The sequence below is a fragment of the Variovorax sp. HW608 genome (genome assembly GCF_900090195.1).
Lineage (GTDB): Bacteria > Pseudomonadota > Gammaproteobacteria > Burkholderiales > Burkholderiaceae_C > Variovorax.
Window position 1 is genome coordinate 4,069,849 of the sequence record NZ_LT607803.1, and the last position, 26,330, is coordinate 4,096,178.

Genomic DNA, 26,330 nt, shown 5'->3' on the forward strand with positions numbered 1-26,330 from the left:
TTCCTGTCAGAGGCCCAAGATCATCTTGGAGATGATGTTCTTCTGGATTTCATTCGAGCCGCCGAAGATCGACAGCTTGCGGTTATTGAAGTAGCGCACTGTGGCGGCGGGTGCGGGGCTGAAGGTTTCGCCCGCATAGCCTTCCTCCAGCGCCTCGGCGACGAAGGGCCGCGCCTGCGCACCCATCGCGCGCCGCGTGAGCGACGAGATCTCCTGCCGGATCTCGGTGCCGCGGATCTTGAGCATCGAGCTTTCCGCGCCCGGCACGCCGCCGCCGGCCACTGCCGCGATCACGCGCAGGTTGGTGGTCTTCATGTTCTCGAGGTCGATCTCGACCTTCGCCATGCGCGCCGCGAAGGCCGGGTCCTCGGCGAGCGGGCGGCCGTTCTTCTTCTGCGTGGCGGCAATGACCTTGAGCTGCTCCATCGCCGCCACCGAGAAGCCCACGCCCGCGATGTTGGTGCGCTCGTAGGTCAAGAGGTACTTGGCGCAGGTCCAGCCCTTGTCTTCCTCGCCGACGAGGTTCTCGGCCGGCACGCGCACGTCGGAGAAGAACACCTCGTTGACTTCGTGCTCGCCGTCGAGCGTGATGATCGGCCGCACCTCGACGCCGGGCGACTTCATGTCGATCAGGAGGAAGCTGATGCCCTCCTGCTTCTTGGCCTCGCGGTTGGTGCGCACCAGGCAGAAGATCATGTCGGCGTGCTGGCCCAGCGTGGTCCAGGTCTTCTGGCCGTTGACGATGTAGTGGTCGCCCTTGGCATCGCGTCCGCGCACGGCGGAAGTCTTGACCGAGGCGAGGTCGGAACCCGAGCCCGGCTCCGAATAGCCCTGGCACCACCAGTCGCTGCCGTCGAGGATGCGCGGCAGCCAGTATTGCTTCTGCGCCTCGTTGCCGTACTTGATGAGCACCGGGCCGAGCATGTTCACGCCGAAGGGCACGATGCGCGGCGCATGGGCGAGGGCGCATTCGTTCTCGAAGATGAACTTCTCGACCGCAGTCCATCCCGGCCCGCCGTACTGCCGGGGCCAGTGGTTGGCGAGCCAGCCGCGCTCGTTGAGGATGGCGTGCCACTCCTGCATGTCGGCCTTGGTCAGGTGCTTGCCGGTCGCGACCTTGTCGGACAGGCGCTCTGGCAGCTTTGCGGCCAGGAAGGCGCGCACCTCGTCGCGGAAGGCCTCTTCCGCGGGCGTGAAGTTCAGGTCCATGAAGGACTCCTCAGTAGATTTCGAAAAGTCCTGCGGCGCCCATGCCGCCGGCGATGCACATCGTGACCACGGCATACTTCGCGCCGCGCCGCTTGCCTTCGATCAGCACATGGCCCGCGAGGCGCGCGCCGGTCATGCCGAAGGGATGGCCGATGGAGATCGCGCCGCCGTCGACGTTGAGCCGTTCCGACGGAATGCCCAGCTTCTGCTGGCAGTAGATCGACTGCGAAGCGAAGGCCTCGTTGAGTTCCCACAGGTCGATGTCGTCGACCTTCAGGCCGTGGCGCGCGAGCAGCTTCGGCACCGCGAACACCGGGCCGATGCCCATCTCGTCGGGCTCGCAGCCGGCCACCGCGAGGCCGCGGAAGGCGCCCAGCGGCTTGAGGTTGGCGCGCTCGGCGTCCTTGGCTTCCATCAGCACGCAGGCCGATGCGCCGTCGGACAACTGCGAGGCGTTGCCGGCGGTGATGAACTTGTCCTCGCCCATGACCGGCTTCAGTTTGGCGAGCGCGTCGTAGGTGGTGCCGCGGCGGTTGCAGTTGTCCTCCGTGGCCGTGACTTCGCGGTACGTGACTTCCTTGGTCTCCTTGTCGGTCACTGCCATCGTCGTCGTGCACGGGACGATCTCGTCCTTGTAGCGCCCGGCGAGCTGCGCCTCCTCGGTCCTGCGCTGGCTCTCGGCGGAGAAGCGGTCCTGCGCCTCGCGGCTGATGCCGTAGCGCGCCGCGACGATGTCGGCGGTCTCGATCATCGCCATGTAGAGCGCGGGCTTGTGCTCCACGATCCACGGGTCCATGCCGCTGTCGCCGCTGTCGGTGGCGCTGCGGGTGCGGATCTGCGAGATGCTCTCGACGCCGCCCGCGATCATGGCAGGCGCGCCTTCGACCACGATGCGGCCCGCCGCCATCGCGATCGCCTGCAGGCCCGAGGCGCAGAAGCGGTTCACCGTGGTGCCGGCGATCGAGATCGGCAGGCCGGCGCGGATGACCGACTGGCGCGCGATGTTGCGGCCGGTGGTGCCTTCCGGGTAGCCGCAGCCGAGGATCGCGTCCTCGATCAGCGCCGGGTCGATGCCCGCGCGCTCCACCGCGGCCTTCACCGCGAAGGCGGCCAGCGTGGCGCCGGGCGTGATGTTGAATTCGCCGCGATGCGACTTGGTGAGCGGCGTACGGGCGGTCGAAACGATGACGGCTTCGCGCATGGCAATGTCTCCTGGGATGCTGGGACTACTCGGATTGGTTGAGGCTTGCGAAGTCGGCGCCGCGTTCGACCAGCTCGATGAGGAGCGGCGAGGGCTTCCAGAACACCGGGTCCTGCTTTTCGAATTCGCGGATGTCGGCCAGCACCTTGGCGAGGCCCACGGTGTCGGCGTACTTCATCGGGCCGCCGCGATGGCGCGGGAAGCCGTAGCCATAGAGGAAGGTCACGTCCACATCGAGCGGACGCAGCGCGATGCGCTGGTGCACCACGTTCGCGCCTTCGTTGATCATCGCGGCCATGTAGCGGCGGATGATTTCCTCGTCGGTGAAGGGGCGCGGCGTGATGCCGGCGCGCTGGCGCTCGGCGTCGATGATCGCGAGCACCTCGGGATCGGGCTGGCCGGTGCGCGCGCCTTCGGGGTAGAGGTAGTAGCCGCGCTGCGTCTTCTGGCCGAACCAGCCGCGTTCGCAGATGCGGTCGGCCACCTGCACGTAGCGCGCCTTCGGGTCGCGCGTGGCAGCCTTGCGCTTGCGCGTGGCCCAGCCGATGTCGCCGCCCGCGAGGTCGGAGACCTGGAACGGCCCCATCGGGTAGCCGAAGTCGCGCACCGCCTGGTCGATCTGGTAGGGCGAGGCGCCGTCTTCCATCATGTGGTCGGCCGCCTGCCGGTAGACCGCGAGGATGCGGTTGCCGATGAAGCCGTCGCACACGCCCGCGCGCACCGGCACCTTCCTGAGCTTCTTCGCGAGCTCGAAGCCGGTCGCGACCACGTCGGCGCTGACCTTGGCGGGCACCACGATCTCGAGCAGCTTCATGATGTTGGCCGGCGAGAAGAAGTGCAGGCCCACCACGTCCTGCGGGCGCGAGATGCTCGCTGCGATCTCGTTGATGTCGAGGTACGAGGTGTTGGTGGCGATCACCGCGCCGGGCTTGCAGACGCGGTCGAGCTCGGCGAAGACCGCCTTCTTGACGCCCATCTCCTCGAACACCGCCTCGACCACGATGTCGACCTTGGCCAGTGCGTCGTACGAGGTCGAGCCGTTGAAGCGCGCCAGCACGGCGGCCTTGGCCTCTTGTGTCATGCGGCCCTTCTGGATCAGCCCGTCGTAGACCTTCTCGACATTGGCGCGGCCGCGCGCGAGCTGGGTGTCGTCGCGCTCGATCATGGTGACCGGGATGCCCGCGTCGAGCATCGACACCGCGATGCCCGCGCCCATGGTGCCGCCGCCGACGATGCCGGCCGAATCGAGCGGGCGCGGCTTGGCGGCCTTGGTCTCGGGCGCCTTCAGCACTTCGCGCTCGGCGAAGAAGGCGTGGATCAGGCCCGCGCGCTGCGGGCTCTCGATGCATTGCAGGAACAGCTTGCGTTCGAGCGCCATGCCCTCGTCGAAGGGCAGCGTCAGCGCGGCCTCGACCGCTTCGACGATCTTCATCGGCGAGAACAGGCCGCGGCTCTTCTTCGCGGTGTCGGCGCGCGCGGCGTCGAGCGCGGCGCGGCTGGCCTCCTTGTCTGCCAAGGCGTGTGCGTCACGGGTGCGGCGCACCGGTGCCTTGGCGGCGATCAGTTCCTTCGCATAGGCCATGCCTTCGGCCAGCGCGTCGGCGCCCTCGCCCAGCCGGTCGACGAGGCCGAGCGACAGCGCTTCCTTCGCGCCCGCATGGCGGCCGCTCAGCATCAGCTCGATCGCGGGCTTGACGCCGACGAGGCGCGGCGCGCGCTGCGTGCCGCCGGAGCCGGGGATCAGGCCGAGCTGCACTTCGGGCAGTCCCAGCTTGGCCGAGGGCACCGCGAGGCGGTAGTGGGCCGAGAGCGCGATCTCCAGTCCGCCGCCGAGCGCCGCGCCGTGGATCGCGGCCAGCACCGGCTTGCTGCAGTCCTCGATGCGCTTGCAGACCTCGGGCAGCGACGGCGGCTGCGGCGTCTTGCCGAATTCGCGGATGTCGGCGCCGGCGATGAAGTTGCGGCCCGCGCCCACGATCAGCACCGCGGCCGCGTTGCCGTCGGCCTCGGCGGCTTCGATCGCGGCAACGAGGCCGCGGCGGACGTCGACGCCGAGCGCGTTGACCGGCGGGTTGTCGACGGTGACGACGAACAAGTCGCCATCGCGGCGGAAGGTGACGGGAGAAGGCGTGGAGGGCGTGGAAGAGGCAGGGGAAGCCATGCAGTGTGTCTCCGAAGGCGCGAACCCTGAGGGTTCCTTGAGGGTGAACCTCGAATTCTTGGCCTCGCGACCGCCTTTGACAATTGCATTGGCGATTGACAGACTGTCAAGGCATTTTTGACAAAATCGGGCTTGCATGGATCTGCAATCGCTCACCCTCCTCGTCGAAATCCTGGACGCCGGCAACCTCAGCGAGGCTGCGCGCCGGCTCAAGATGACCCGCGCGAACGTGAGCTACCACCTGAACCAGCTCGAGCGCTCGGTCGGCGCACAGCTCGTGCGCCGCACCACGCGGCGCGCGGAGCCGACCGAGATCGGGCTGCGCCTCTACCAGCACGGCCTGGCGATCCAGAGCGAGCTCGCGGCGGCGCGCGAGTCGGTCACCACGCTGGGCCAGAGCCTGCTCGGCCGGGTGCGCCTGAGCGTGCCGAGCGGCTACGGGCAGATCGTGATGTCCGAGTGGCTGATCGACTTCAAGCGCCAGTACCCGGGCATCGTGCTCGACGTGCTGTTCGAGAACCGCATCGAGGACCTGCTGCGCGACGAAGTCGACATCGCGATCCGCGTGATCCCGGAGCCGCCGCAGAACCTCGTCGCGCGCGACCTCGGTCCGGTGCGCTACGTCGCCTGCGCGTCGCGCGAGTACGCCGCGCAGCATGGCCTGCCGACGCAGCTCGACGAACTGCAGTCCGCGCCGGTGGTCACCGCGGCGGTGATCGGGCGGCAGCTGCGCGTCGCCGCCTACCAGGGCGAGGAACGGCGCGAAGTGGTGCTGGAGCCGACGCTGATCTCGGAGAACTTCCTCTTCCTGCGGCAGGCCATCCTCGCGGGGCTCGGCATCGGGCTCGTGCCCGACTACCTCATGAACGACGACGTGCGGCGCGGCGAAGTGCTGACCACGCTCGACGACTGGCGGCTCAGCATCTTCGGCACGCAGATGTACATGCTCTACATGCCCAACCGGCAGCACACGCGCGCCACGCGCACCTTCATCGATTTCATCCTGGCCCGGGCCCGAGGCCCCTCTCCAGTAGCATCGCAGGCATGAGCTTCGAAAACCTGACGATGAGGAGTCCTGGGTCGGACCGCTACGTGCTGGGCACGCCGATCGAGGTGCTGGATGATGGCGCGAGCGTGGGAATCGTGCGAACGGTCGTTCTTGCTCCAACAGGCAACGAGATCCTGCTGGGTGACTTCGAGGCCGCCAACCAGGCGGAATACCTCGCGAAGCGCATCGCGAAGCTGGTCATCGCAGAAGTGGTCAATTTCGTGGCGACGAGCTACGAGGCGATCAGCGCCATCGAGATCGTGCTGGGCCGCGACATCGACGGCTTCGAAGGCCGGCAGGCCTATCTGGCGCAAGCGCGCGCGGACCTGCTGCAGAGCATCGGGGTGCGCAACGTGCAGGTGGCGCCGAAGCCCCTGCGCGGCAAGGAGGCGCACTTCACGGTGAGCGGCATGTGGGCCTACGACCGCGCCAGCCTCGAGGCGCTCGAGGCCGTGCTGCAGGCGGAGCGCGCGGCCTACGCGCAGTTCAAGGCGGCGCAGGTCAAGGCGCCGGCCGCGCCGCGGCGCCGGTCGGTGCTGAGCCGCGTCTTCGCGTCGAACGGCTGAACATTTGTGTCCGGGCGGCTTCAGGGCCGCCGGCTTCGATCAGGCGGTCGTTGTGCGGATGGGGAGACGCGCGGTTGAGGGCTGCATGGGGTCTCTGCCGGCCACATTGCCGCGTCATAGGGGCTATGGATAATGCATGTTGCACTGCAACATATGAAGCCTGGAGTCCCTGATGATCCGTGCGAACGCGATGTCCGAAGCCGGCGGCAACCCGATGCGACGCCTGCAGCAGGAAGCGGCGAGCTATGTGTCCGATGCATGGCAGCGCGGCCTGCTGTACCTCGACGTGCTGCGTGAGCGCGGCAACATTTATCTGGAGCATCTGAGCGAGGGCAAGCCGCCGCTGCTCGACTTCGAGCACGAGTTGCTGGTCGACGGCCGCGATCTTCCAGAGCCCTGCAACTACTCGCTGCTGCGCATCGTGCCGCCGGCCGGCGTGCGCGTCGATGCGGCGAAGCGGCCCATCGTCGTCATCGACCCGCGCGCCGGGCACGGTCCGGGCATTGGCGGCTTCAAGCCCGACTCGGAAGTGGGCGTGGCCTTGCGGGCGGGCCATCCGGTGTACTTCGTGACCTTCGCGCCGGAGCCGGTCGAGGGGCAGACGCTGCTCGACGTCGCACGCGCGGAGGCGGCCTTCATCGAGGAAGTCGTGCGCCGCCACCCCGAGTGCGAGGTCAAGCCCGCCGTGATCGGCAATTGCCAGGCCGGCTGGGCGGTGGCCTGCCTCGCGTCGGTGCGCAACGACATCATGGGGCCCATCGTGCTCAACGGCGCGCCGCTGTCCTATTGGGCGGGCAGCGCCAAGCAGAACCCGATGCGCTACGCGGGCGGCATGCTCGGCGGCGCGTGGCTGTCCGCGCTGTCGTCGGACCTGGCGGGCGACCGCTTCGACGGCGCCTACCTGGTCGAGAACTTCGAGAACCTCAACCTCGGCAACACCTACTGGGGCAAGTACTACAACCTCTACGCCAACGTCGACGCGGAGCGCGAGCGCTTTCTCGAATTCGAGCGCTGGTGGGGCGGCTACTTCCGCATGACGGGCGAGGAGATCGAGGCCATCGTCGAGAACCTCTTCGTCGGCAACCGCCTCGCGCGCGGCGAGGTGAAGACACCGGACGGCGTGCCGATCGACCTGCGCAACATCACCTCGCCGGTCGTCATCTTCGCTTCATGGGGCGACAACATCACGCCGCCGCAGCAGGCGCTGAACTGGATCCTCGACGTGTGGGGCAGCGAGAAGGCGCTGGTCGCGACGGGCCGCACCATCGTCTACATGCTGCATCCGACCATCGGCCACCTGGGCATCTTCGTGGGCGGCGCGGTAGCCCGGAAGGAACACGACCAGGTCATCAACACCCTCGACATGATCGAGGCGCTGCCGCCCGGCCTGTTCGAGATGAAGATCGAGCCCAAGGATCCGAAGGCTTCCTTCGCCGAACTCGAGGCCGGCAGCTTCAGCGTGCGCTTCGAGACCCGCACCGTGGACGACATCCGCGCCCTCGACCCCGACGGCCGGCAGGACGAAGCGCTGTTCAGCACCGTGGCGCAGATGTCCGAGATCAACATGAAGATCTACCGCACATGGCTGCAGCCGTGGGTGCGCAGCGTCGGCAGCAGGGCGCTCGGCGAGGCCATGCGCTGGACGCATCCGCTGCGGATGCAGCATCTGGCGCTGTCGGACCTGAGCCCGGGCGCGCGCTGGCTGGCGCGTGCGGCGGAGCAGGTGCGCGAGAGCCGCCAGCCGGTGGCCGGGAACAACCCATGGCTGGCCTGGGAGCGCCTGGGTTCGCAGTGGATCACCGAGGCGCTCAATCGCGTCGGCGGCCTGCGCGACGGCGCCACCGAGCGGTGGGTCAACCTGGCTTACGGCCCGCGCGGACTCGGCGCGCTGCTGCCGCCCGAGGCTGCGGACGAGCTCGCCGCCGAGGCCCGCGCCAGGACCGACGAGGCGCATGCGCGCCGCCTGGCGTTGCGGCATGTCGGGCAGGGCGGCTACGCCGAGGCGGTCTGCCGCATCGTGCTGGCGGGACTCGCGAAGCGCGGCGCGCTGGAACGGCGCGGCATGCACATCGGCCGCCTGCTCGCGACCTCGCATCAGGCGATGGCGCGGCACTTTGCCCTGCCGGTCGCCAGCGGCCACATCGAAGACTGGCAGAAGCTGCTCGATGGCCAGGCGCTGATCGTCGCCTTCGCGCCCGAAGAGGCGATGGCGCAGCTGCCGAAGATGCTGCCCACGCAGGCCGAACGCGAGCGTGCCGTCGCGTTGGCCGCCGCCGTTTTGATGTCGGAGCCTGAACTGGCGGATCCGCAATCGCCGGTCTCGCGCAACGTGCATGCGCTGCTGGACATCGACACCTCGCGGGCCGCCGCACTTGCGTTGTCGCTGGCCCAGACCGTCGCGACGGCCGAGGCGCAGGGCACGGCAGGCCCGGTGCCCGGCGTGACGCCCGAAGCTTCGGCGCCTGCCGCTTCTGCTGCCCCTGCCGCCCTTGCCGCGCCGAAGCGCCGCGCAAGGCCGGCCTCAAAGACCGCGCGAGCCGCGAAGAAGACGAGCCGGTGACGAGCACCGACGAGGTCGACATGAGCGAAACCCAACCCCTCCATCACGAAGAGCGCTTCACAGAGGCGCATTGGTCCATGCTGCTGGAGAGCATCGATCTCTCGATCGCGCAGGAGGCGATCATCTGCCGCGTGCCGCTGCTCGAAGAGGGCGTGGTGGAGCGTGTGCTGAAACGCGACGCACTGGTCTGTGGCCACGCCAATCCCGCCGCGTTCGAAAAGCTGCGCTCGCTGCTCATCATGCATTTCTCGGCGCGCAACCAGATGGCGCTGGAGCTCGGCGAAGAGGAAACCACGGCGATCGCCTCCAGCGTGCGCGAGCACTTGCGCGGGCGCGTGGGCGACCAGCTGGGCACGCCGCCGGGCTGAGCGGGCGGCCGGATGGGACAATCCGGCCCATGAACAGCCCCGCCGACACACTCACCATCACCCGCCCCGACGACTGGCACCTGCATGTGCGCGACGGTGCCGCGCTCGCAGCCGTGGTTCCGCATTCCGCCCGCCAGTTCGGCCGCGCGCTGATCATGCCGAACCTGCGTCCCCCGGTGACCACCGCAGAGCAGGCCGTGGCGTACCGCGATCGCATCCGCGCCGCGGTGCCCGCCGGCACGGATTTCGAGCCGGTCATGTCGCTCTACCTCACCGACAACCTGCCGCCCGAAGAGATCCAGCGCGCCGCCGATGCCGGCGTGCGCGCCCTCAAGCTCTACCCCGCCGGCGCGACCACCAACAGCGATGCCGGCGTGACCGACATCCGCAAGACCTACGCGACGCTCGCGGCGATGCAGAAGCACGGCCTGCTGCTGCTGGTGCACGGCGAGGTCACCGATCCGGCGGTCGACCTGTTCGACCGCGAAGCGGTGTTCATCGACCGGGTGATGATTCCGCTGCGCCGCGACTTCCCCGAGCTCAAGGTGGTGTTCGAGCACCTGACGACCCAGGAAGGCGCCCACTACGTGCGTGACGCGAGCCGCTTCACGGCTGCCACGATCACCGCGCACCATCTGCTCTACAACCGCAACGCGATCTTCACCGGCGGCATCCGGCCGCACTTCTACTGCCTGCCGGTGCTCAAGCGCGAGACGCATCGCGTGGCGCTGGTCGAAGCGGCGACCAGCGGCAGCGACCGCTTCTTCCTCGGCACCGACAGCGCGCCGCATCCCGCGCACCTCAAGGAGCATGCGCTCGGCTGCGCAGGCTGCTACACCGCCCTGACCGCGCTGGAGCTCTATGCCGAAGCCTTCGACAAGGCCGGCGCGCTCGGCAAGCTCGAAGGCTTCGCGAGCTTCCACGGCGCCGACTTCTATGGCCTGCCGCGCAACAAGGGCACCGTCACCCTACGCCGCGAAAGTTGGACGGTGCCCGAGACCGTGCCCTACGGCGACGCCACGCTGAAGCCGCTGCGCGGCGGCGAAACCGTCGGCTGGAGGATGGTGTGAACGCTTCGCCGCGCGTGACCCTGCTGATCGACGCCGACAACGTCTCTGCCGACGTGATCGAGCAGGCCGTGCAGCGCACGATGACCGAGTACGGCAACATCCACGTGCGGCGCGCGTACTGCAACGCGGAGACGGCGCTCAAGCAGCAGGCGCTCTTCAAGCGCCTCTCGGTGCGGCCGATGGTCAACCTCTCCGCCGGCAAGAACAGCACCGACATCGCGATGGCGGTCGATGCGATCGACCTCGTGGTTGCCGAACGGCCGGACGTGGTCGTGCTGGTGTCGTCGGATTCGGACTTCGCACCCCTGGTGATCCGCCTGCGCGAGAAGGGCTGCCGCGTCTGCGGCATCGGCCAGCAGGGCAAGACGGGCGATGAGACGGTGGCCATCTACGACAGCTTCGTCGATCTGTTGCATCACCAGCCGCCGAAGGCCTCGCCGGCCAAGCGCACCCGGCGCGCCAAGGCCGCTCCGCCGCCGGCACCAGCGGTACCGGATCTGCCGGATGACGTGCACCGCATCCTCGACGCAGTCGTCGAACTGGCGACCGGCAACAAGGTCGAGCTCAACCTCGCGGCCGAGCGCCTGCGCGCCGCCAAGCTGCTCGGCAAGAGCGCGAGCTCGCCCAAGCTGTTCAAGAAGCATCCCGAGCTGTTCCTGCTGACACCCGAGAAGACGCCCAACAAGGTGCAGTACGTCGGCCCCATGCGGTCGTGAGCGCATCCGGCGGCGCCTCCTGGGGCTTCGATACGGCCACGCCCTGGATGGCGCCTTACGCCGCGCGGGCGTCGCGTCTCACGGCGAAGATTGTCGAGGGCGCCAGCGTCAGTGAAGCGCTCTCGGATGAACCGGCATCCATCGCGCTGGCTTCGGGCCCGCTGCAGTTCGTGCCCGGCAATAGCGCACCGCCGGGCGAAGCCTACGAAGCCTTCATCCATCGAAGCGCATGCGTTCCGACGCGCGACAACCTGCACGACTTCTTCAATGGCCTCGTGTGGCTGCACTACCCCGAAACCAAGCGGCGCCTGAACGAATTGCAGGCGGACCAGATCGCGCGCGACGGCATCGGCGCCACGCGCGGGCCGCTGCGCGATGCGCTCACGCTGTTCGACGAGAACGGCGCGGTGCTCGATGCGCCGAGGCCGCTGTGGCAGGCGCTGCTCGCCCGCGACTGGCAGGGCCTTTTCGTCACGCATCGACCTCTGTGGCGCGAGGCGCGACTGCTCGTGTTCGGCCATGCACTGCTCGAAAAACTGACCGTCCCGCGCAAGGCCACGACCGCCCATGTCCTCATCGCTGCGGGGGATTTGAATTCGAGCGCACGGGACGATGCGACCATTGCGGCCTTGCTCCATCCCGCGCACCTGGCGACCAAGCCATTCACCCCGCTGCCGGTGCTCGGTGTGCCGGGGTGGTGCATTCAAAACGAGAACTTTTCCTTCTATGATGACTCGGAAGTCTTTCGTCCACGCAGGGGCGCAGAACCAAGTCCAACCCCCTAGTCCCTGCCACGTCGGCGCAGCTTGAAGCGGACCGGTCCGGCCCCCATCTGCGCTACGTTTGCCTCACGGAGAAACCACTTGAAACGCATCCTTCTGTTCGTGCTGACCAACGTCCTGGTCGTGGCGGTGCTGGGCGTCGTCGCGAGCCTGCTCGGCGTCAACCGCTTCCTCACGGCCAATGGACTGAACCTGGGCGCGCTGCTCGGCTTCGCGCTGGTGATGGGCTTCGGCGGCGCGATCATTTCGCTCTTGATCAGCAAGCCGATGGCCAAGTGGTCGGCGGGCGTTCACATCATCAACGACCCGCAGTCGCCCGATGAAGCCTGGATCGTCCAGACGGTCAGGAAGTTTGCCGACAAGGCCGGCATCGGCATGCCCGAGGTCGGCATCTTCGAAGGCGAGCCCAATGCCTTCGCCACCGGCGCGTTCAGGAACTCGGCCTTGGTCGCGGTCTCGACCGGCCTGCTGCAGAACATGACGCGCGAAGAGGTCGAGGCCGTGATCGGCCACGAAATCGCACACGTCGCCAACGGCGACATGGTCACGATGACGCTGATCCAGGGCGTGATGAACACCTTCGTCGTGTTCCTCTCGCGCGTGATCGGCTATGCGGTCGACAGCTTCCTGCGCCGCGGCGACGAACGCTCCTCCGGCCCCGGCATCGGCTACATGGTGACGACGCTCGTGCTCGACATCGTGCTCGGCTTTGCCGCCGCCATCGTGGTGGCCTGGTTCTCGCGCCAGCGCGAGTTTCGCGCCGACGCCGGCTCGGCTCAGCTCATGGGCCGCAGGCAGCCGATGGTGAACGCACTGGCGCGCCTGGGCGGCCTGCCTGCGGGCGAACTGCCGAAATCGGTCGAGGCCATGGGCATCACCGGCAAGCTGGGCAGCCTGTTCGCCACGCACCCGCCGATCGAGGAGCGCATCGCTGCGCTTCAGAGCGCACAAGGCTGATCGCCGATCTCGTGCAAAAGAAAAGCCGCCTTCGGGCGGCTTTTTTTCGTTCAGGCGGCCTGCGTGGCAATGGTGCGCGCCAGCGCTTCCGCCACCTTCAACCCATCCACGCCCGCCGACAGAATCCCGCCCGCGTAGCCTGCGCCTTCGCCGGCCGGATAGAGCCCGCGCACGTTGAGGCTCTGGAAATCCTCGCCGCGCCCGATCCGGATCGGCGACGAGGTGCGCGTCTCGACGCCGGTCAGCACGGCGTCGTGCAGGTCGAAGTCCTTGATCTTGCGGCCGAAGGCCGGAAAGGCTTCGCGCATCGCCTCGATCGCGTACGCGGGCAGTGCCGCATGCAGGTCGCCGAGCGTCACGCCGGGCTTGTACGACGGCTCGACGCTGCCGAGCGCGGTCGACGGCTTGCCGGCGACGAAGTCGCCCACCAGCTGCCCCGGCGCGCGGTAGTCGCCGCCGCCGAGCACGTAGGCGTTGGATTCGAGCGAGCGCTGCAGCGCGATGCCCGCGAGCGGCGAGCCGGTCCGGCCTTCTTCCCAACCCGGGTAGTCGCTGGGCTCGATGCCTACCACGATGCCGGCGTTGGCGTTGCGTTCGTTGCGCGAGTACTGGCTCATGCCGTTGGTCACGACGCGGCCCGGCTCGCTGGTTGCCGCGACGACGGTGCCGCCCGGGCACATGCAGAAGCTGTACACCGAGCGCCCGTTGCTCGCGTGATGCACCAGCTTGTAGTCCGCCGCGCCGAGCAGCGGATGTCCGGCGTGCCGGCCCCAGCGGGCGCGGTCGATCAGGCCCTGCGGATGCTCCACGCGAAAGCCGATCGAGAAGGGCTTGGCCTCGATCTGCACGCCGCGCTCGTGCAGCATCGCGAAGGTGTCGCGCGAGCTGTGGCCGAGCGCCATCACGACATGGTCGGCGCGCAGCTCGCTGGTCTCGCCGCTGCGCTGGTCGAGCACCCTCAGGCCGCGCAGGTGCCGGCCGTCCGGGCCGTCCTCGATCAGCACGTCGGTCACGCGCTGCTCGAAGCGGATCTCGCCGCCGAGGGCGATGATCTCCTCGCGGATGCCCTCGACCACCTTCACCAGCTTGAAGGTGCCGATGTGCGGATGCGCGACGTAGAGGATCTCCTCCGGCGCGCCGGCCTTGACGAACTCCTCCATCACCTTGCGGCCGAGGAAGCGCGGGTCCTTGATCTGGCTGTAGAGCTTGCCGTCGGAAAAAGTGCCGGCGCCGCCTTCGCCGAACTGCACGTTCGACTCCGGGTTCAGCACGCTCTTGCGCCACAGGCCCCAGGTGTCCTTGGTGCGCTCGCGCACCGTCTTGCCGCGCTCCAGCACGATGGGCTTGAAGCCCATCTGCGCGAGCGCGAGCGCGGCGAAGATGCCGCAGGGGCCGAAGCCGACCACCACCGGTCGCAACGGGAGGTTCGCAGGTGCCCTGGCGGGCGCGTGCCAGGCCATGTCGGGTGTGGCCGAGACGCGCGGGTTCTCGGCGAACCGGGCGAGGAGCTGCGCTTCGAGCGCCGGGTCCGCGAGGCTCACATCGAGGATGTAGGCCTGCAGCAGTTGCACCTTGCGCGCATCGAAGCTGCGCTTGTAGACCTTGATCGCGGTCACCGCGCCGGGCGGTGTGCCCAGCAGGGTGTCGACGGCGTGGGGGAGGGCCGCCTGGTCATGGTCGAGCGGCAGTTTGATTTCGGAGATTCGCAGCATATGAACTCACCCCCAGCCTCGCCCACTTCGTGTGGCTCTGACACCCCCTCTCCGGGGGCGCACCCGGCGGCCCGGCAAAGCCGGGTGCGCGGGTGCCCTGGCCTGGGTTGCGCCAGTTTCATGCGTCGCTGGAGGCCTGTAGTTATCAGGCAAGGCGCGAATCATAAGGGCCCGCCTTCTACGTCGGCAGGAATCCGTCGACGGACAGGTAGCGCTCGCCGGTGTCGTAGTTGAAGCCGAGCACCACCGCATCGCGCGGCAGCGAGGGCAGCTTCTGGCCGATGGCGGTCAGCGTGGCGCCGGATGAAATACCCACGAGGATGCCTTCCTCGCGCGCGCAGCGCCGCGCCATCTCGCGCGCCGGCTCGGCATCGACCTGGATCACGCCGTCGAGCAGCGAGGTGTCGAGGTTCTTCGGGATGAAGCCCGCGCCGATGCCCTGGATCGGATGCGGCGACGGCTGGCCGCCGGAGATCACGGGCGAGGCCACCGGCTCGACCGCGAAGACCTTGAGCTTGGGCCACTTCTTCTTGAGGATCCGTGCGCAGCCGGTGATGTGGCCGCCGGTGCCCACGCCGGTGATCAGCACGTCGACGCCCTGGGGAAAATCGGCCGCGATCTCCTCGGCCGTGGTGCGCTCGTGCACCGCCACGTTGGCCGGGTTGTCGAACTGCTGCGGCATCCAGGCGCCGGGCGTGCCGGCGACGATTTCCTCGGCGCGGGCGATGGAGCCCTTCATGCCTTTCTCGCGCGGCGTGAGATCGAAGGTCGCGCCGTAGGCCAGCATGAGCCGGCGGCGTTCGAGCGACATGCTGTCGGGCATCACGAGGATCAGCTTGTAGCCCTTGACCGCCGCGACCATCGCCAGGCCGATGCCGGTGTTGCCCGAGGTCGGCTCGACGATCGTGCCGCCGGGCCGTAGCTTGCCGGAGCGCTCGGCATCCTCGACCATCGACAGCGCGATGCGGTCCTTGATCGATCCGCCCGGATTGGCGCGCTCGGATTTGATCCAGACCTCTTGGGTCGCATGGCCGAACAGGCGCTGGATGCGGATGTGCGGCGTGTTGCCGATGGTTTGGAGGATGTTCTCTGCTTTCATGGGTCCTTGCTCGCGTGCCGGGATGGCCTGATGAATGAACGGGAGCGCCATTGTGGCGATAATCCCCGCGTGAAGCACGCCGGACCGCCGCTGGTGCATGTCTCGAAAGAGCGCACTGGAGGAACGTCCGGACTGCACAGGACAGCGCAGGAGCTAACGGCTCTCCACCGCGAGGTGAGGATCAGAGCAACAGAGACGAGTCGGCCGGGGGCAACCCCGGCCGGGTGAAACGGGCAATCTCTGCGCGCAGCAACACCAAGTAGGCCAGCGTTGATGTGGATCCGCAGAGCTGGCGGGTAGGTGGCACCGAGCCGTTCGGCGACGAACGGCCCAGAGTAATGGCGGTCACGTCGGCGTCTCGCAAGAGCGCCGATGCACAGAATCCGGCTTACAGGCGGGCTTCACACTTTTCACATCGCCGCCCCGTGCGACGGGTTCCGGCCTTCCAGCGCGACGCTGAAGCCAACGGTCGTGATCCCGTCGCCGGAGCGCGCGAACACCGTGCCGTGGTGCATCACCGCCACCGCCTTGACGATCGACAGGCCCAGCCCGTGGTTCTCGCCGCTGTTGCGGCGCGAGGTGTCGACGCGGTAGAAGCGGTCGAAGAGCCGCGCGAGCTGATCGGGCGCGATCGGCGCGCTCGGGTTCGAGAAGCTCACCTCGGCCGAGCGTCCGTGGCTGCCGATCCGCACCTGCACCTGCGCGCCGGGCCGCGAGTGCTGGATCGCGTTCTGCAGCAGGTTGGTCAGAGCGCGGCGGAACAGCGAGGTCTCGATCGGCGCCACCGCATCGCCCTCGACCTGCACCGTCATGCCGGCCTCGTCGAGCAGCAGGTCGAGGAACTCGACCGTCTTGCCGACCTCCTGCGCGATCGACGAGGCGACCAGTCCCCGCGCGCGCACGCCCTGCTCGGCACGCGCGAGGAACAGCATGTCGGCGACGATCGCGCGCAGCCGCTCCAGTTCCTCGAGGTTGGATTGCAGCACCTCGCGCAGTTCGGCCGCGTTGCGATCGCGCGCGAGCGCCACCTGCGTCTGGCCGATCAGGTTCGCGAGCGGGGTCCGCAGTTCGTGCGCCACGTCGTCGCTGAAGGTGGCGAGCTGCGCGTAGGCGGCATCGAGCCGGTCCAAGGCGGCATTGAACGAGACGCCGAGTCGCGCCAGCTCGCGCGGCAGCGCGGGCAGTTGCAGGCGCTGCGCGCGGTTGTCGGGGCCGATGCGCTGCGCGTCTTCCGACAGGCGCCCCACCGGCCCGAGGCCGATGCGCGCGATCCAGTACCCCAGCGCCGCGGCGGCCGCCGTACCGGCCAGCGTCAACACCAGCAGCGCCGCCTCGAACCTGTGCAAGGTGTCGCGGAACGGCTGCGCATCGACGCCGGCCACGAAGTGCACCGGTGGCCGCGCCTGGGTAGCTGGCAATGTCTGGCCGCGCACGCGCATGCGGCGGGCCTGCGCGGAGCCCGGCCTGCGCACCTCCACGGTGTCGCGGCCGGCATCGATGGCCGCGACCATGTCGGCCGCCTCTTCGCCGAAACGGTAGGCCGGGTCCTCGCTCCACATCCAGGTGCGGGTGCGCGGGTCGGCGGCGCCGAGGGTGTCGAGCTTGTCGCGGATGCGTTCGCCGAGGTTCGGCGCGCGGCCGTGCTGGAGCATGTACGAGATGTCCTCCAGCCGCGCATCGATCTGCGCCTGCTGGTGCCGCGCGAGCTCGCCGGCCAGCACCTGGTGCAGCGCGAAACCGAGCAGCGCGAAGCCCGCCAGCGCGGCGGCGGCGAACATCAGGGCCAGCCGGGTGGCGATCGAGTTCCTCATTCCGGCTCCGAGCCGCTGCGGTCCTCCAGGACGTAGCCCATGCCCCGGATGGTGTGCAGCAGGCTGCGGTCGAAGGATGCATCGATCTTGGCGCGCAGGCGCTTGATCGCGACTTCGACCACGTTGGTGTTGCTGTCGAAATTCATGTCCCAGACCAGTTCGGCGATCACGGTCTTGGAGAGGATCTCGCCCTGCCGCCGCGCGAGCACCGCGAGCAGCGCGAATTCCTTGGCCGTGAGGTCGATGCGCTGGTCCTGCCGCCAGGCCTTGCGGCTGATGAGGTCCACGCGCAGGTCGCCCACCCGCAGCAGGGTGGATTCGTGGCTGCGCCCGCGCCGCGTGAGCGCCTGCAGCCGCGCGAGCAGTTCGAGGAACGAGAAGGGCTTGACCAGGTAGTCGTCGGCGCCGTCCTGCAGGCCGCGCACCCGGTCGGCGACGCCGTCCCGCGCAGTGAGCATGATGACCGGCGTGTTCTTCACGCTCCGCAGCGACTTCAGGATCGAGAAGCCGTCGAGCCCGGGCAGCATCACGTCGAGCACGATGACGTCGAAGTCGTAGTGCAGCGCCATGTGCTGGCCGTCGATGCCGTCGAAGGCGACATCGACGGTGCAGCCCTGCTCGGTCAATCCCTGGCAGAGGTAGTCGGCCGTCTTGCGCTCGTCCTCGACGATCAGCACTTTCATTCGGCGATGGCTCCCGCGGTCGCCTCGGGCCGCCCGCGCTGCCGGCGGGCCGCCTTGCGGCGCACGTACCAGTGATGCGCGCGGTCGAGGTACAGGTAGATGACCGGCGTGGTGAACAGCGTCAGCATCTGCGACAGGATCAGCCCGCCCACCATCGCGTAGCCCAGCGGCCGGCGCAGCTCCGAGCCCGATCCGTGGCCGAGCATCAGCGGCAGGCCGCTCAGGAGCGCGCACATGGTGGTCATCATGATCGGCCGGAAGCGCAGCAGGCAGGCCTCGAAGATGGCATCACGGGGCGACATGCCCTTGTCGCGCTCGGCGTGCAGGGCGAAGTCGACCATCATGATGCCGTTCTTCTTCACGATGCCGATCAAAAGGATGATCCCGATCAGCGCAATCACGCTCAGATCGTACCCGCCGGCCATCAGGATCAGCAATGCGCCCACGCCGGCCGACGGCAGGGTCGACAGGATCGTCAGCGGATGGATGTAGCTCTCGTACAGCAGCCCCAGCACGATGTACACCGACACCAGCGCCGCCAGGATCAGGTAGGGCTGCGTGCGCAGCGAATCGCCGAAGGCCTGCGCGGTGCCCTGGAAGGTGCCGCTCAGCGTGGCCGGCACGCCCATCCGCGCCTGCGCGGCGTTGATCGCGTCGACCGCCTGCCCGAGCGAGACGCCGGGCCTGAGGTTGAACGAGATCGTCACCGCCGGGAACTGGCCCTGGTGGCTGATCGAGAGGTAGCCGGTCCTGCTGGTGTCGAGCTTGACGAAGGTCGACAGCGGCACCTGCTGGCCGTTGATCGGCGAGGTCAGGTAGAGGTGATCGAACAGCGACGGGTCGCGCTGCAGTTCGGGCGTGACCTCCAGCACCACGTTGTAGCTGTTGAGCTGCGTGAAGTACTGCGCCACCTGGCGCTGGCCGACCGCGTCGTAGATCGTGGCGTCGACCATCGCCGGCGTGATGCCGTAGCTGGAGGCGCGCTGGCGGTCGATGGTCACCATCGCGGTCGGCGCGGCGTTCTGCTGGTCGGAGGTCACGTCGGTGAGCTGCGGCAACTCCCGCAGCCGCGCCAGCAGCTTCGGCGCCCACTGGTTGAGCTCGCCCAGGTTCGAGTCGGTCAGCGTGTACTGGTACTGCGTGCGCGAGAGCCGGCCGCCGACGTTGATGTCCTGCCCCGCCTGCATGTAGAGCGTGATGCCCTGCACCGGCGCCAGCTTGGGCCGCAGCCGCGCGATGATCTCGTCGGCGCTGGCGGTGCGGCCTTCGTCCTTGGGCCGAAGGCCGATGAAGAAGTTGCCCGAGTTGAAGGTGCTCGCGCCGGCCTGCAGGCCGAAGCTGGCGATGTCCGGATCCTCGCGGATGATGTCGGCGAGCTTGAGCATGCGGTCATGCATCGCCTGCGAGGAAGAATCCTGCGCGGCGTCGGCCGAGCCGAAGATGAAGCCCGTGTCCTGCTGCGGGAAGAAGCCCTTGGGGATCACGATGAAGAGCGCGACCGTCGCCGCCACCGTGGCGATGAAGCTCATCAGCGTGATGAACGGATGCCTGAGCACCACCGTGAGGCCGCGCTTGTAGCCGGCGAGCATCGCGTCGAAGCCGTTCTCGAACCACTGGTAGAGCCGCCCATGCTTCTCGTTCGCCGTGTGCGGCTTGAGAAAGCGCGCGCACAGCATCGGCGTGAGCGTGAGCGAGATCAGCACCGACACCACGATCGTCAGCGTCACCGTCACCGCGAACTCGCGGAACAGCCGCCCGACGATGCCGCCCATCAGCAGCAGCGGAATGAACACCGCCACCAGCGACACCGAGATCGAGACGATGGTGAAGCCGATCTCGCCCGCGCCCTTGAGCGCCGCCTCCATCGGCGGCATGCCCGCCTCGACGTGGCGGTAGATGTTCTCCAGCATCACGATCGCGTCGTCCACCACGAAGCCGACCGCGATCGTGAGCGCCATCAGCGAGAGGTTGTCGAGGCTGTAGCCCACCACGTACATCACGGCCGCCGTGCCCAGCAGCGCGAGCGGCACCGTCACGCTCGGGATGATCGTCACGGTGAGGTTGCGCAGGAAGACGAAGATCACCGCCACCACGAGTGCGATCGACAGCAGCAGCGTGAACTCCACGTCCTTGACCGAGGCGCGGATGGTCTGCGTGCGGTCGATCAGCGTGTTGACCGTCACGCTCGGCGGGATCGCCGCCTTGAGCTTGGGCAGCGCGGCCTGGATGCGATCCACCGTCTCGATCACGTTGGCGCCGGGCTGCTTGGTGATCGCGAGCATGATCGCGCGGCCGTCGGCGATGTCGCTGCCCTCGCTCGCCGCCTTGCCGGCGTAGCCCCAGGCGGCGACCTTGGCGTTCTCGGGGCCGTCCACCGCCACGCCGACGTCGCGCACGCGGATCGGCGCGCCGTTGCGCCAGGCCAGCACCATGTCGTTCCACGGCGCGGCCTTCAGCAGCTGATCGTTGGTGTAGACGTTGAACGCCTGCCGCTCGCCGTCGATGGTGCCGGTCGGCTGGCTCACGGTGGTGCTGGCGATCACGCCGCGCACCTCCTCCAGGCTCAGGCCGACCGCCTTGAGCTTGGCCGGATCGATCTGGATGCGCACCGCCGGCTTCTGCACGCCGAAGATGTTGACCAGCCCCACGCCCTGGATGCGCGAGATCTGCTGCGCCAGCACGTTGTCCGCATAGTCGTTGACCTGGATCAGCGGCAGCACCCTGGACTGCACGCCGAGCACCAGCACCGAGGTGTCGGCCGGGTTGATCTTGCGGAAGCTCGGCGGGCTCGGCAGGTTCTGCGGCAGCTGGCCGCCGGCCGCGTTGATGGCGCTCTGCACGTCGAGCGCGGCGGCGTCGATGCTGCGGTCGAGGTCGAACTGCAGGGTGATCTGCGAGAGCCCGAGCGAGCTGGTCGAGGTCATCTGCGAAAGCCCCTGGATCAGCGAGAACTGGCGCTCCAGCGGTTGCGCGACGCTGGCGGCCATGGTCTCCGGACTCGCGCCCGGCAAGCGGCCCGTGACCTGGATCGTCGGGAAATCGACCTGCGGCAGCGGCGCCACCGGCAGCAGCGGCCAGGCGACGAGGCCGATCAGCAGCAGCGCTGCCGCGAGCAGCGAAGTGCCGATCGGTCGCTTGATGAAGGCGGCGGAGATGCTCATCGCTTCACTTCCCCGGCCTCGGCCACCTCGGCCCCGCCGCCGATGCTGCCGCCCTGCTGCCGTTCGACGATGCGTGCGCCCGGCGTCAGGCGGTACTGGCCGTCGGTCACGACGCGGTCACCCACGGCGAGACCCTTGGCGATCACCGACTTCCCGCCGACCGTGTCGGCCACCTCGATCGGCTGCACGCGCACCTTGTCGTCGGGGCCGACCACGTAGGCGAAGAAGCCGTCCTGGCTGCGCTGCACCACGGCCGAAGGCACGGTGAGCGCATCGGCGCGCTCGCCCAGCACCAGCCGTGCATCGATCGACTGGCCGGGCCAGAGCTTGTGCTCGGCGTTCGCGAACTGCGCCTTCATCGAGATGGTGCCGGTCGCGGTGTCGATCTGGTTGTTCAAGAGCACCAGCTTGCCGGTCGCGAGCACCTCGTGCGTTTCGCGGTCGATGGCCTCGACGGGCAGCGGCGCGTGCTGGGTGTTGAGCGCACGGTTCACGGCCTGGAAGCTGCTTTCGGGCAGGGTGAACTGCACCGCGATCGGATCGATCTGGTTGATGACCAGGAGCCCGTTGGCATCGGCCGCGTGCACGATGTTGCCCGGATCGACCAGCCGCGCGCCCACGCGGCCGCTGAGCGGCGCGGTGATGGTGGTGTAGCCGAGCTGCACCTGCGCCAGATGGATCTGCGCGTCGTCGCTCTTGACCGCCGCCTGCAGCTGGTTGACCAGCGCGCGCTGCGTGTCCAGCGTCTGCTGCGTGGTCGCGTCTTCCTTGATCAGCTCGCCGTAGCGCTGCAGGTCGGCGCGGGCGTTGGCGAGCTGGGCTTCGTCCTTGGACTTCTGCGCCAGGCTCTGCTCGAGCTGCGCCTGGAAGCTGCGCGGATCGATGCGCGCGAGCACCTGGCCGGCCTTCACGTCCTGCCCTTCCTTGAATTCCACGCCGTCGAGCTGGCCGTCGATGCGCGTGCGCACGGTGACCGAAGCGACCGTCATCACCGTACCCACGCCGGTGCGCGCGATCGGCACGGTTTCGCTCGCGACCCGGGCCGTGCTCGCGGGCACCGGCGGCGGTCCCGCCGTCGGCGCGGTATGCGCCGACTTGCGCCATGCGCCCGTGGCGATGATCAGCACGGCCAGCAGCGCGATCGCGCCGGCGATCCACCAGCGTCGGCGCGGGTGAGCTTGGGGTGTGGGGGTATCCATGTCGTTCATTCGTTGGTCGAAGCCACCGGTCCGGAAGCGGCGGCGGATGTGGCCATCGGGCTCGCGCCGGAGCGGGCCTGGAGCTGGCTCGCGTCCCAGCCGCCGCCGACGGCCTTGGTGAGCGCCACGCTGGCGGCGTATTGGCGGCCCTGCAACTGGAGCGCCGTGCGTTCGTTGTTCAACGCGAGCGCCTGCGCGGTGATGACCGCAAGATAGGGCGCGGTGCCGGCGCGGTACTGGCTCAGCGTGACGCGCTCGGCATTGCGCGCGGAGCGCACCGCGCCTTCCTGCACGCCGCGCTCCTGCGCGAGCAGGCTCAGCGCGGCGAGGTTGTCCTCGACTTCCTGGAAGCCGGCGAGCACGGTCTTGCGGTACGTCGCGGCGGAGGCATCGAAGACGGCGCGCGCCTGCTCGACCTGCGAGGCGCGCAGGCCGCCGTCGAAGATCGTGGCCGCGAGCGCGGCGCCGAGCGCCCAGACCCGGTCGGGCGTCGAGAACCAGGGCCCGAAGCCCGAGCCGCCGTAGCCGCCCGCCGCCGTGAGCGCGAGCGTCGGATAGCGCGCGGCCTGCGCAACGCCGATGCCCGCATTGGCCGAGGCGACACGGCGCTCGGCCGCGGAAATGTCGGGCCGGCGCTCCAGCAGCTCCGACGGCACCATGGCTGGCACCTGCGGCAGCGTGAGCGCGAAGCGGTCCGGCGCAATCGAGAAGCCGGCCGGCGTCCGCCCCATCAGCACGGCGATCGCATGCTCGGCCTGCCGGCGCGCGATCTCGATATCGATCGCTTGCGCCTGCGTCGATTGCAGTGTCGTGTTGGCGAGCTCCACATCGGCGCGCGTGGCGACGCCGACGCGGTACTGGCTCTGCGTGATCTGCAGCGACTTCTGGTAGGCCTCGACGGTGCGCGCATAGAGCTGCTGCTGGGTATCGGCCACGCGCAGCAGGATGTAGTCGCTGACGACTTCCGCCTGGATCGCCAGTCGCGCGGCGGCCAGATCGGCCTCGCTCGCCTGGGCGCTGTCGCTCGCGCCTTCGATCCCGCGCCGCGCGCGACCCCAGAGGTCGGCCTCCCAGGCGGCCTGCAGCGACCACGCATGCGAGTCGCCGAGCTTCGGGCCGAGCACCGTCTGGCTCTGCCCCCGACTCACCGTGGCATTGGCCTGCAGTGTCGGGAACAGCGCCGAGCGTGCGTTCTGCACCAGCGCTTGTGCTTCCCGATACTGCGCCTCGGCCGCCCGGACGTCCTGGTTGGCGCGATTGGCCTCATCCACCAGGTCATTGAGGCGGCTGTCGCCGAAGGCCGTCCACCACGGCTGGCCGGCATCGACGCTGCCGGGCGCTGCCGCCTTCCAGTAGTCATCGCCTTCCTTGAATGCGGGCGCCGAGACGCCCTCCGGCAACGAGGGGCGCCGGTAATCGGGTCCGACAGCGCAAGCCGTCAGTGATGCGGCCAGGGCCAGACAGAGGATTCGCATGCGGCCACTCTAGGCCGCGCTGCGGCACGCCAGCCTGACAGGAAAATGACAATCCTGTCAGGTGGCCTTGCGGCCTCTCAGAATTTCTCGCTCGGCAGCAGGTAGCGCCACTGGCCCGCCAGCAGGCCCGCCAGCGGGATGCGGCCGATGCGGATGCGCTTCATCGACTGGATGCGCAGGCCGGCCTGGGTGCACAGGTTGGCGATCTGCCCGGGCTGCGGGCCCTTGATCGCGAAGCGCAGGCCGGTGTGGCCTTCGCCGCGCTGGCTGACGCTCACGCGCGCCGGCGTGCGGTCGAAGCGCAGCAGGGTTTCGGGACCGACGGCGCCTTCCACGTCCACCATGAATTCGTGCTCGAGGATCGCGGCATCCTCGTGCAGCCGGCGCTCGACGCGCCATTCCTGCGTGAAGACGACCAGGCCGCTGGCGCCGGTTTCCAGCGCGGTCATGCAGCGCTGCCCGGCGACATGGCGCGGCAGGAAGCGCAGGCCGGCGCGCTCGGGGGCGTGATGGTTGGCGGGCACCAGCAGCCGGTGTGCGTTGTCGGTCGGCGTGCCGGCCGGCTTGTGCAGCAGCAGGCTGACCGGCACCACCGGCTCGGGGCGCGCACCGGGTTCGATCTCGACACGCTGCTCCGGCAGCACGCGCGTCTGCGGCAGCAGGGCAGGCTCGCCGTCGATCCGGACCGCGCCGTTCTCGATCAAGAGCTCGGCCTCTCGCCGCGAGCAGCCGGCGAGCGCGGCCACGCGCTTGGCGAGGCGGATGCCTTCTTGCGCATCGGTCACTGTGTGGACCTCATGCCTCTCGAGCTCTGCCGGATGCGCTCGACATGCGCCGCCAGCGAGCGGGCGGCCACCGGCCACATGCGCTGCGGCACGTCGTCGTAGGCGAGCGGCAGCCAGTCTTCCGGTGTCCCTTGAGGCAGCTTGCGCATCGCGGCGGCGATCTTGGCTTCGCGCTTCAGGCGGTGTGCCTTCAGGTGGGCGAGCGCCGCGCGCGCATTGCCGAGCACGTAGCCGTGCGCGGGCAGGATGAAGTCGACGCCGCCCTGCTCGCAAGTTGCGTCGAGCTTGTCGAGCGAGCCGAGATAGGCGTTCATGTTGCCGTCCGGCGGATCGATGACGGTGGTGCTGCCGTTGAGCACATGGTCGCCGGAGAAAAGCAGGCCGTCTTCCTCCAGCACGAGGCACAGATGGTTGGCCGCGTGGCCCGGCGTGTGGACCGCGCGCAGGGTGTGCGTGTGCGCGCCGGCGCCGAGCACGATGCGCTCGCCGTCCGCCAGTTCGCGATCGGGCGTGAAGCGCGCGGACGATCGCGCGGTGGACGCGGATGCCAATCCGAGGATCGGCGGCGGCGTCTTGCACAGCTGCTGCAGCGGCGCGGCAGCCGGCGAATGATCGGCATGCGAATGGGTGCAGACGATCACGCGGATGTCGCCGCCCGTCGCGCGCCACAGGCGCTCGATGTGCGCGGCGTCGTCCGGGCCCGGGTCGATCACGAGGTAGCCGGTGGAGGCATCGCCCACGATGTAGCTGTTGGTGCCGGGGCCGGTCATCGGGCCGGGATTGGACGCGGTGAGGCGCTGCACGTTCTTCAGCAGCGGCACCGGCTTCTCGCTTTGCCAGTCGAGCGTGTGCACGAGCTGGCCGTCGGGGCTGACCAGTGCGAGTTCGCCGAAGGCCGATTCGTGCTCCATGTAGCGCGCCTCCTCGCCGCGCAGCAGGCCGGCGCGCGGGCAACTGGTCCACAGCGGTCCCTCGCCGCTTTCGCGGGTCGCGCAGGCATCGAGCACCGCATCCACCGTCTCGTAGGCGGCGAGCCGCTCCAGCGTGCGCAGGGTCGGGAAGATCATGAAGAAGCTGCCGGCCTTGTGCCGCGCCAGCGCGTCGGCGGGGCGCACCCAGCAGGGCTCGAACTGCTCGGCCTCGTCGGCGCTCGGCGTCTGCCCTTCGGGCATGCGCGCCACGAGGAAGGGCACGTCGAAGCGCTTGGGAAGATCGCGGTCGGTGGTCCAGTGCGCGAGGGTGTAGACCTGGTCGGTGCAAAGCAGCAGGCCGCGCTGCGCGCACTGCTTCGCGAACGCGACGGTGGTGGCGGCGGTGCTGCGGTCCATGGTGGCGAATTCGTCGGCGCCGACCGGCCGGCCGTCCGGGTGGCGGGCCAGCAGCACGCCCAGTTCCTCGAAGCTCTCGCGGATCGCGGCGATCGCCTGCGTGAGCTGCGCGTCACTCTGCGTGTCGCGTCGGGTGGCGATCGGGCGCGCGGTGGCGTCACCCTCGTCGATGCGCCCGCCCGGGAAGACGTAGGCGCCGGGCGCGAAGCTGGCGCTCGCCGATCGGCGGGTCATGAGCACCTCGACGCCCTCGGGCGTGTCGCGCAGCAGGAGCACGGTGGCAGCGGGATGCGGGCGTGCCGGTTCGCGCTGGGGATGGAGCAGTTGGGTGGGACGGACCATGATTCCCGAGGATTATCGGGAGAAGCCTGCCGCCGCGCCCCGGGGCGGGTTTCGGGGCATAAGCTTCTGCCCGGCCGGTGATGAGCGAGGCGCCACA

General features: G+C 68.9%; 20 protein-coding genes and 1 other RNA gene. 9 read left to right on the plus strand and 12 right to left on the minus strand.

From position 1 onward, the window contains the following. Positions 1 to 6: 6 nt before the first annotated feature. From VAR608DRAFT_RS19200 to VAR608DRAFT_RS19210, 3 genes are read right to left on the minus strand one after another with little or no spacing between them, the layout of a single operon-like run. Positions 7 to 1,209, minus strand: coding sequence for an acyl-CoA dehydrogenase family protein (locus VAR608DRAFT_RS19200; RefSeq protein WP_088955496.1), 1,203 nt, complete (start codon positions 1,207 to 1,209; stop codon positions 7 to 9). A 10-nt stretch (positions 1,210 to 1,219) separates the two neighbouring features. Further along, positions 1,220 to 2,410, minus strand: coding sequence for an acetyl-CoA C-acyltransferase (locus VAR608DRAFT_RS19205; protein ID WP_088955497.1), 1,191 nt, complete (start codon positions 2,408 to 2,410; stop codon positions 1,220 to 1,222). A gap of 25 nt (positions 2,411 to 2,435) precedes the next feature. Next, on the minus strand, positions 2,436 to 4,571 hold the full coding sequence (locus VAR608DRAFT_RS19210) for a 3-hydroxyacyl-CoA dehydrogenase NAD-binding domain-containing protein (RefSeq protein WP_088955498.1): 2,136 nt from the start codon (positions 4,569 to 4,571) through the stop codon (positions 2,436 to 2,438). A 136-nt stretch (positions 4,572 to 4,707) separates the two neighbouring features. Between VAR608DRAFT_RS19210 and VAR608DRAFT_RS19215 the strand changes: the two genes are divergently transcribed. The 8 genes from VAR608DRAFT_RS19215 (at position 4,708) to htpX (ending at position 12,638) form a co-directional block, all read left to right on the plus strand. Further along, positions 4,708 to 5,619: a LysR family transcriptional regulator gene (locus VAR608DRAFT_RS19215; RefSeq protein ID WP_088955499.1), complete on the plus strand. Its 912-nt coding sequence runs from the start codon at positions 4,708 to 4,710 to the stop codon at positions 5,617 to 5,619. Further along, on the plus strand, positions 5,616 to 6,185 hold the full coding sequence (locus VAR608DRAFT_RS19220; RefSeq protein ID WP_088955500.1) for a hypothetical protein: 570 nt from the start codon (positions 5,616 to 5,618) through the stop codon (positions 6,183 to 6,185). Before VAR608DRAFT_RS19215 ends, VAR608DRAFT_RS19220 begins: the two co-directional genes overlap by 4 nt. Positions 6,186 to 6,357: 172 nt before the next feature. Beyond that, entirely contained in the window at positions 6,358 to 8,745 is a 2,388-nt protein-coding gene (locus tag VAR608DRAFT_RS19225; RefSeq protein WP_231972892.1) for a DUF3141 domain-containing protein, read from the plus strand. Continuing rightward, entirely contained in the window at positions 8,742 to 9,113 is a 372-nt protein-coding gene (locus VAR608DRAFT_RS19230) for a hypothetical protein (RefSeq protein WP_088955501.1), read from the plus strand. The genes VAR608DRAFT_RS19225 and VAR608DRAFT_RS19230 overlap by 4 nt, the downstream gene beginning before the upstream one ends. A gap of 29 nt (positions 9,114 to 9,142) precedes the next feature. After that, positions 9,143 to 10,183 (plus strand): dihydroorotase, encoded by a 1,041-nt coding sequence (pyrC, locus tag VAR608DRAFT_RS19235; RefSeq protein ID WP_088955502.1) that lies wholly within the window; start codon positions 9,143 to 9,145, stop codon positions 10,181 to 10,183. Next, entirely contained in the window at positions 10,180 to 10,899 is a 720-nt protein-coding gene (locus VAR608DRAFT_RS19240) for an NYN domain-containing protein (RefSeq protein WP_088955503.1), read from the plus strand. Before pyrC ends, VAR608DRAFT_RS19240 begins: the two co-directional genes overlap by 4 nt. A gap of 47 nt (positions 10,900 to 10,946) precedes the next feature. Continuing rightward, positions 10,947 to 11,684 (plus strand): DUF3025 domain-containing protein, encoded by a 738-nt coding sequence (locus VAR608DRAFT_RS19245; RefSeq protein ID WP_088958865.1) that lies wholly within the window; start codon positions 10,947 to 10,949, stop codon positions 11,682 to 11,684. A gap of 78 nt (positions 11,685 to 11,762) precedes the next feature. Then, complete coding sequence (htpX, locus tag VAR608DRAFT_RS19250) at positions 11,763 to 12,638, plus strand: protease HtpX (RefSeq protein WP_088955504.1); 876 nt, start codon at positions 11,763 to 11,765, stop codon at positions 12,636 to 12,638. Between the two features lie 50 nt (positions 12,639 to 12,688). On the opposite strand, the gene VAR608DRAFT_RS19255 is transcribed toward htpX, so the two are convergent. Beyond that, entirely contained in the window at positions 12,689 to 14,350 is a 1,662-nt protein-coding gene (locus tag VAR608DRAFT_RS19255; protein WP_088955505.1) for an NAD(P)/FAD-dependent oxidoreductase, read from the minus strand. Positions 14,351 to 14,528: 178 nt separating this feature from the next. After that, positions 14,529 to 15,449, minus strand: a complete 921-nt coding sequence (gene cysK, locus VAR608DRAFT_RS19260; RefSeq protein WP_088958866.1) for a cysteine synthase A — start codon at positions 15,447 to 15,449, stop codon at positions 14,529 to 14,531. Between the two features lie 71 nt (positions 15,450 to 15,520). Between cysK and rnpB the strand changes: the two genes are divergently transcribed. Further along, positions 15,521 to 15,856, plus strand: an RNA gene (rnpB, locus tag VAR608DRAFT_RS19265) — RNase P RNA component class A. Between the two features lie 3 nt (positions 15,857 to 15,859). On the opposite strand, the gene VAR608DRAFT_RS19270 is transcribed toward rnpB, so the two are convergent. The 7 genes from VAR608DRAFT_RS19270 to VAR608DRAFT_RS19300 form a co-directional block, all read right to left on the minus strand. Next, complete coding sequence (locus VAR608DRAFT_RS19270; RefSeq protein ID WP_088955506.1) at positions 15,860 to 17,260, minus strand: heavy metal sensor histidine kinase; 1,401 nt, start codon at positions 17,258 to 17,260, stop codon at positions 15,860 to 15,862. Beyond that, entirely contained in the window at positions 17,257 to 17,943 is a 687-nt protein-coding gene (locus tag VAR608DRAFT_RS19275; RefSeq protein ID WP_088955507.1) for a heavy metal response regulator transcription factor, read from the minus strand. Before VAR608DRAFT_RS19275 ends, VAR608DRAFT_RS19270 begins: the two co-directional genes overlap by 4 nt. Beyond that, positions 17,940 to 21,104, minus strand: a complete 3,165-nt coding sequence (locus VAR608DRAFT_RS19280) for an efflux RND transporter permease subunit (RefSeq protein ID WP_088955508.1) — start codon at positions 21,102 to 21,104, stop codon at positions 17,940 to 17,942. Before VAR608DRAFT_RS19280 ends, VAR608DRAFT_RS19275 begins: the two co-directional genes overlap by 4 nt. Further along, the gene (locus VAR608DRAFT_RS19285; protein ID WP_088955509.1) at positions 21,101 to 22,303 is read right to left on the minus strand and encodes an efflux RND transporter periplasmic adaptor subunit; all 1,203 of its coding nucleotides are present in this window, start codon (positions 22,301 to 22,303) and stop codon (positions 21,101 to 21,103) included. Before VAR608DRAFT_RS19285 ends, VAR608DRAFT_RS19280 begins: the two co-directional genes overlap by 4 nt. Before the next feature lie 5 nt (positions 22,304 to 22,308). Then, positions 22,309 to 23,778, minus strand: coding sequence for an efflux transporter outer membrane subunit (locus tag VAR608DRAFT_RS19290; protein ID WP_157731050.1), 1,470 nt, complete (start codon positions 23,776 to 23,778; stop codon positions 22,309 to 22,311). A gap of 77 nt (positions 23,779 to 23,855) precedes the next feature. After that, positions 23,856 to 24,563 carry an RNA pseudouridine synthase gene (locus VAR608DRAFT_RS19295; protein WP_088955510.1) on the minus strand — a complete coding sequence of 236 codons (708 nt, stop codon included), beginning with the start codon at positions 24,561 to 24,563 and terminating at the stop codon, positions 23,856 to 23,858. After that, a complete protein-coding gene (locus VAR608DRAFT_RS19300) occupies positions 24,560 to 26,233 on the minus strand; it encodes an MBL fold metallo-hydrolase (protein WP_088955511.1) in 1,674 nt (557 codons plus the stop codon). Before VAR608DRAFT_RS19300 ends, VAR608DRAFT_RS19295 begins: the two co-directional genes overlap by 4 nt. Positions 26,234 to 26,330: the final 97 nt, after the last annotated feature.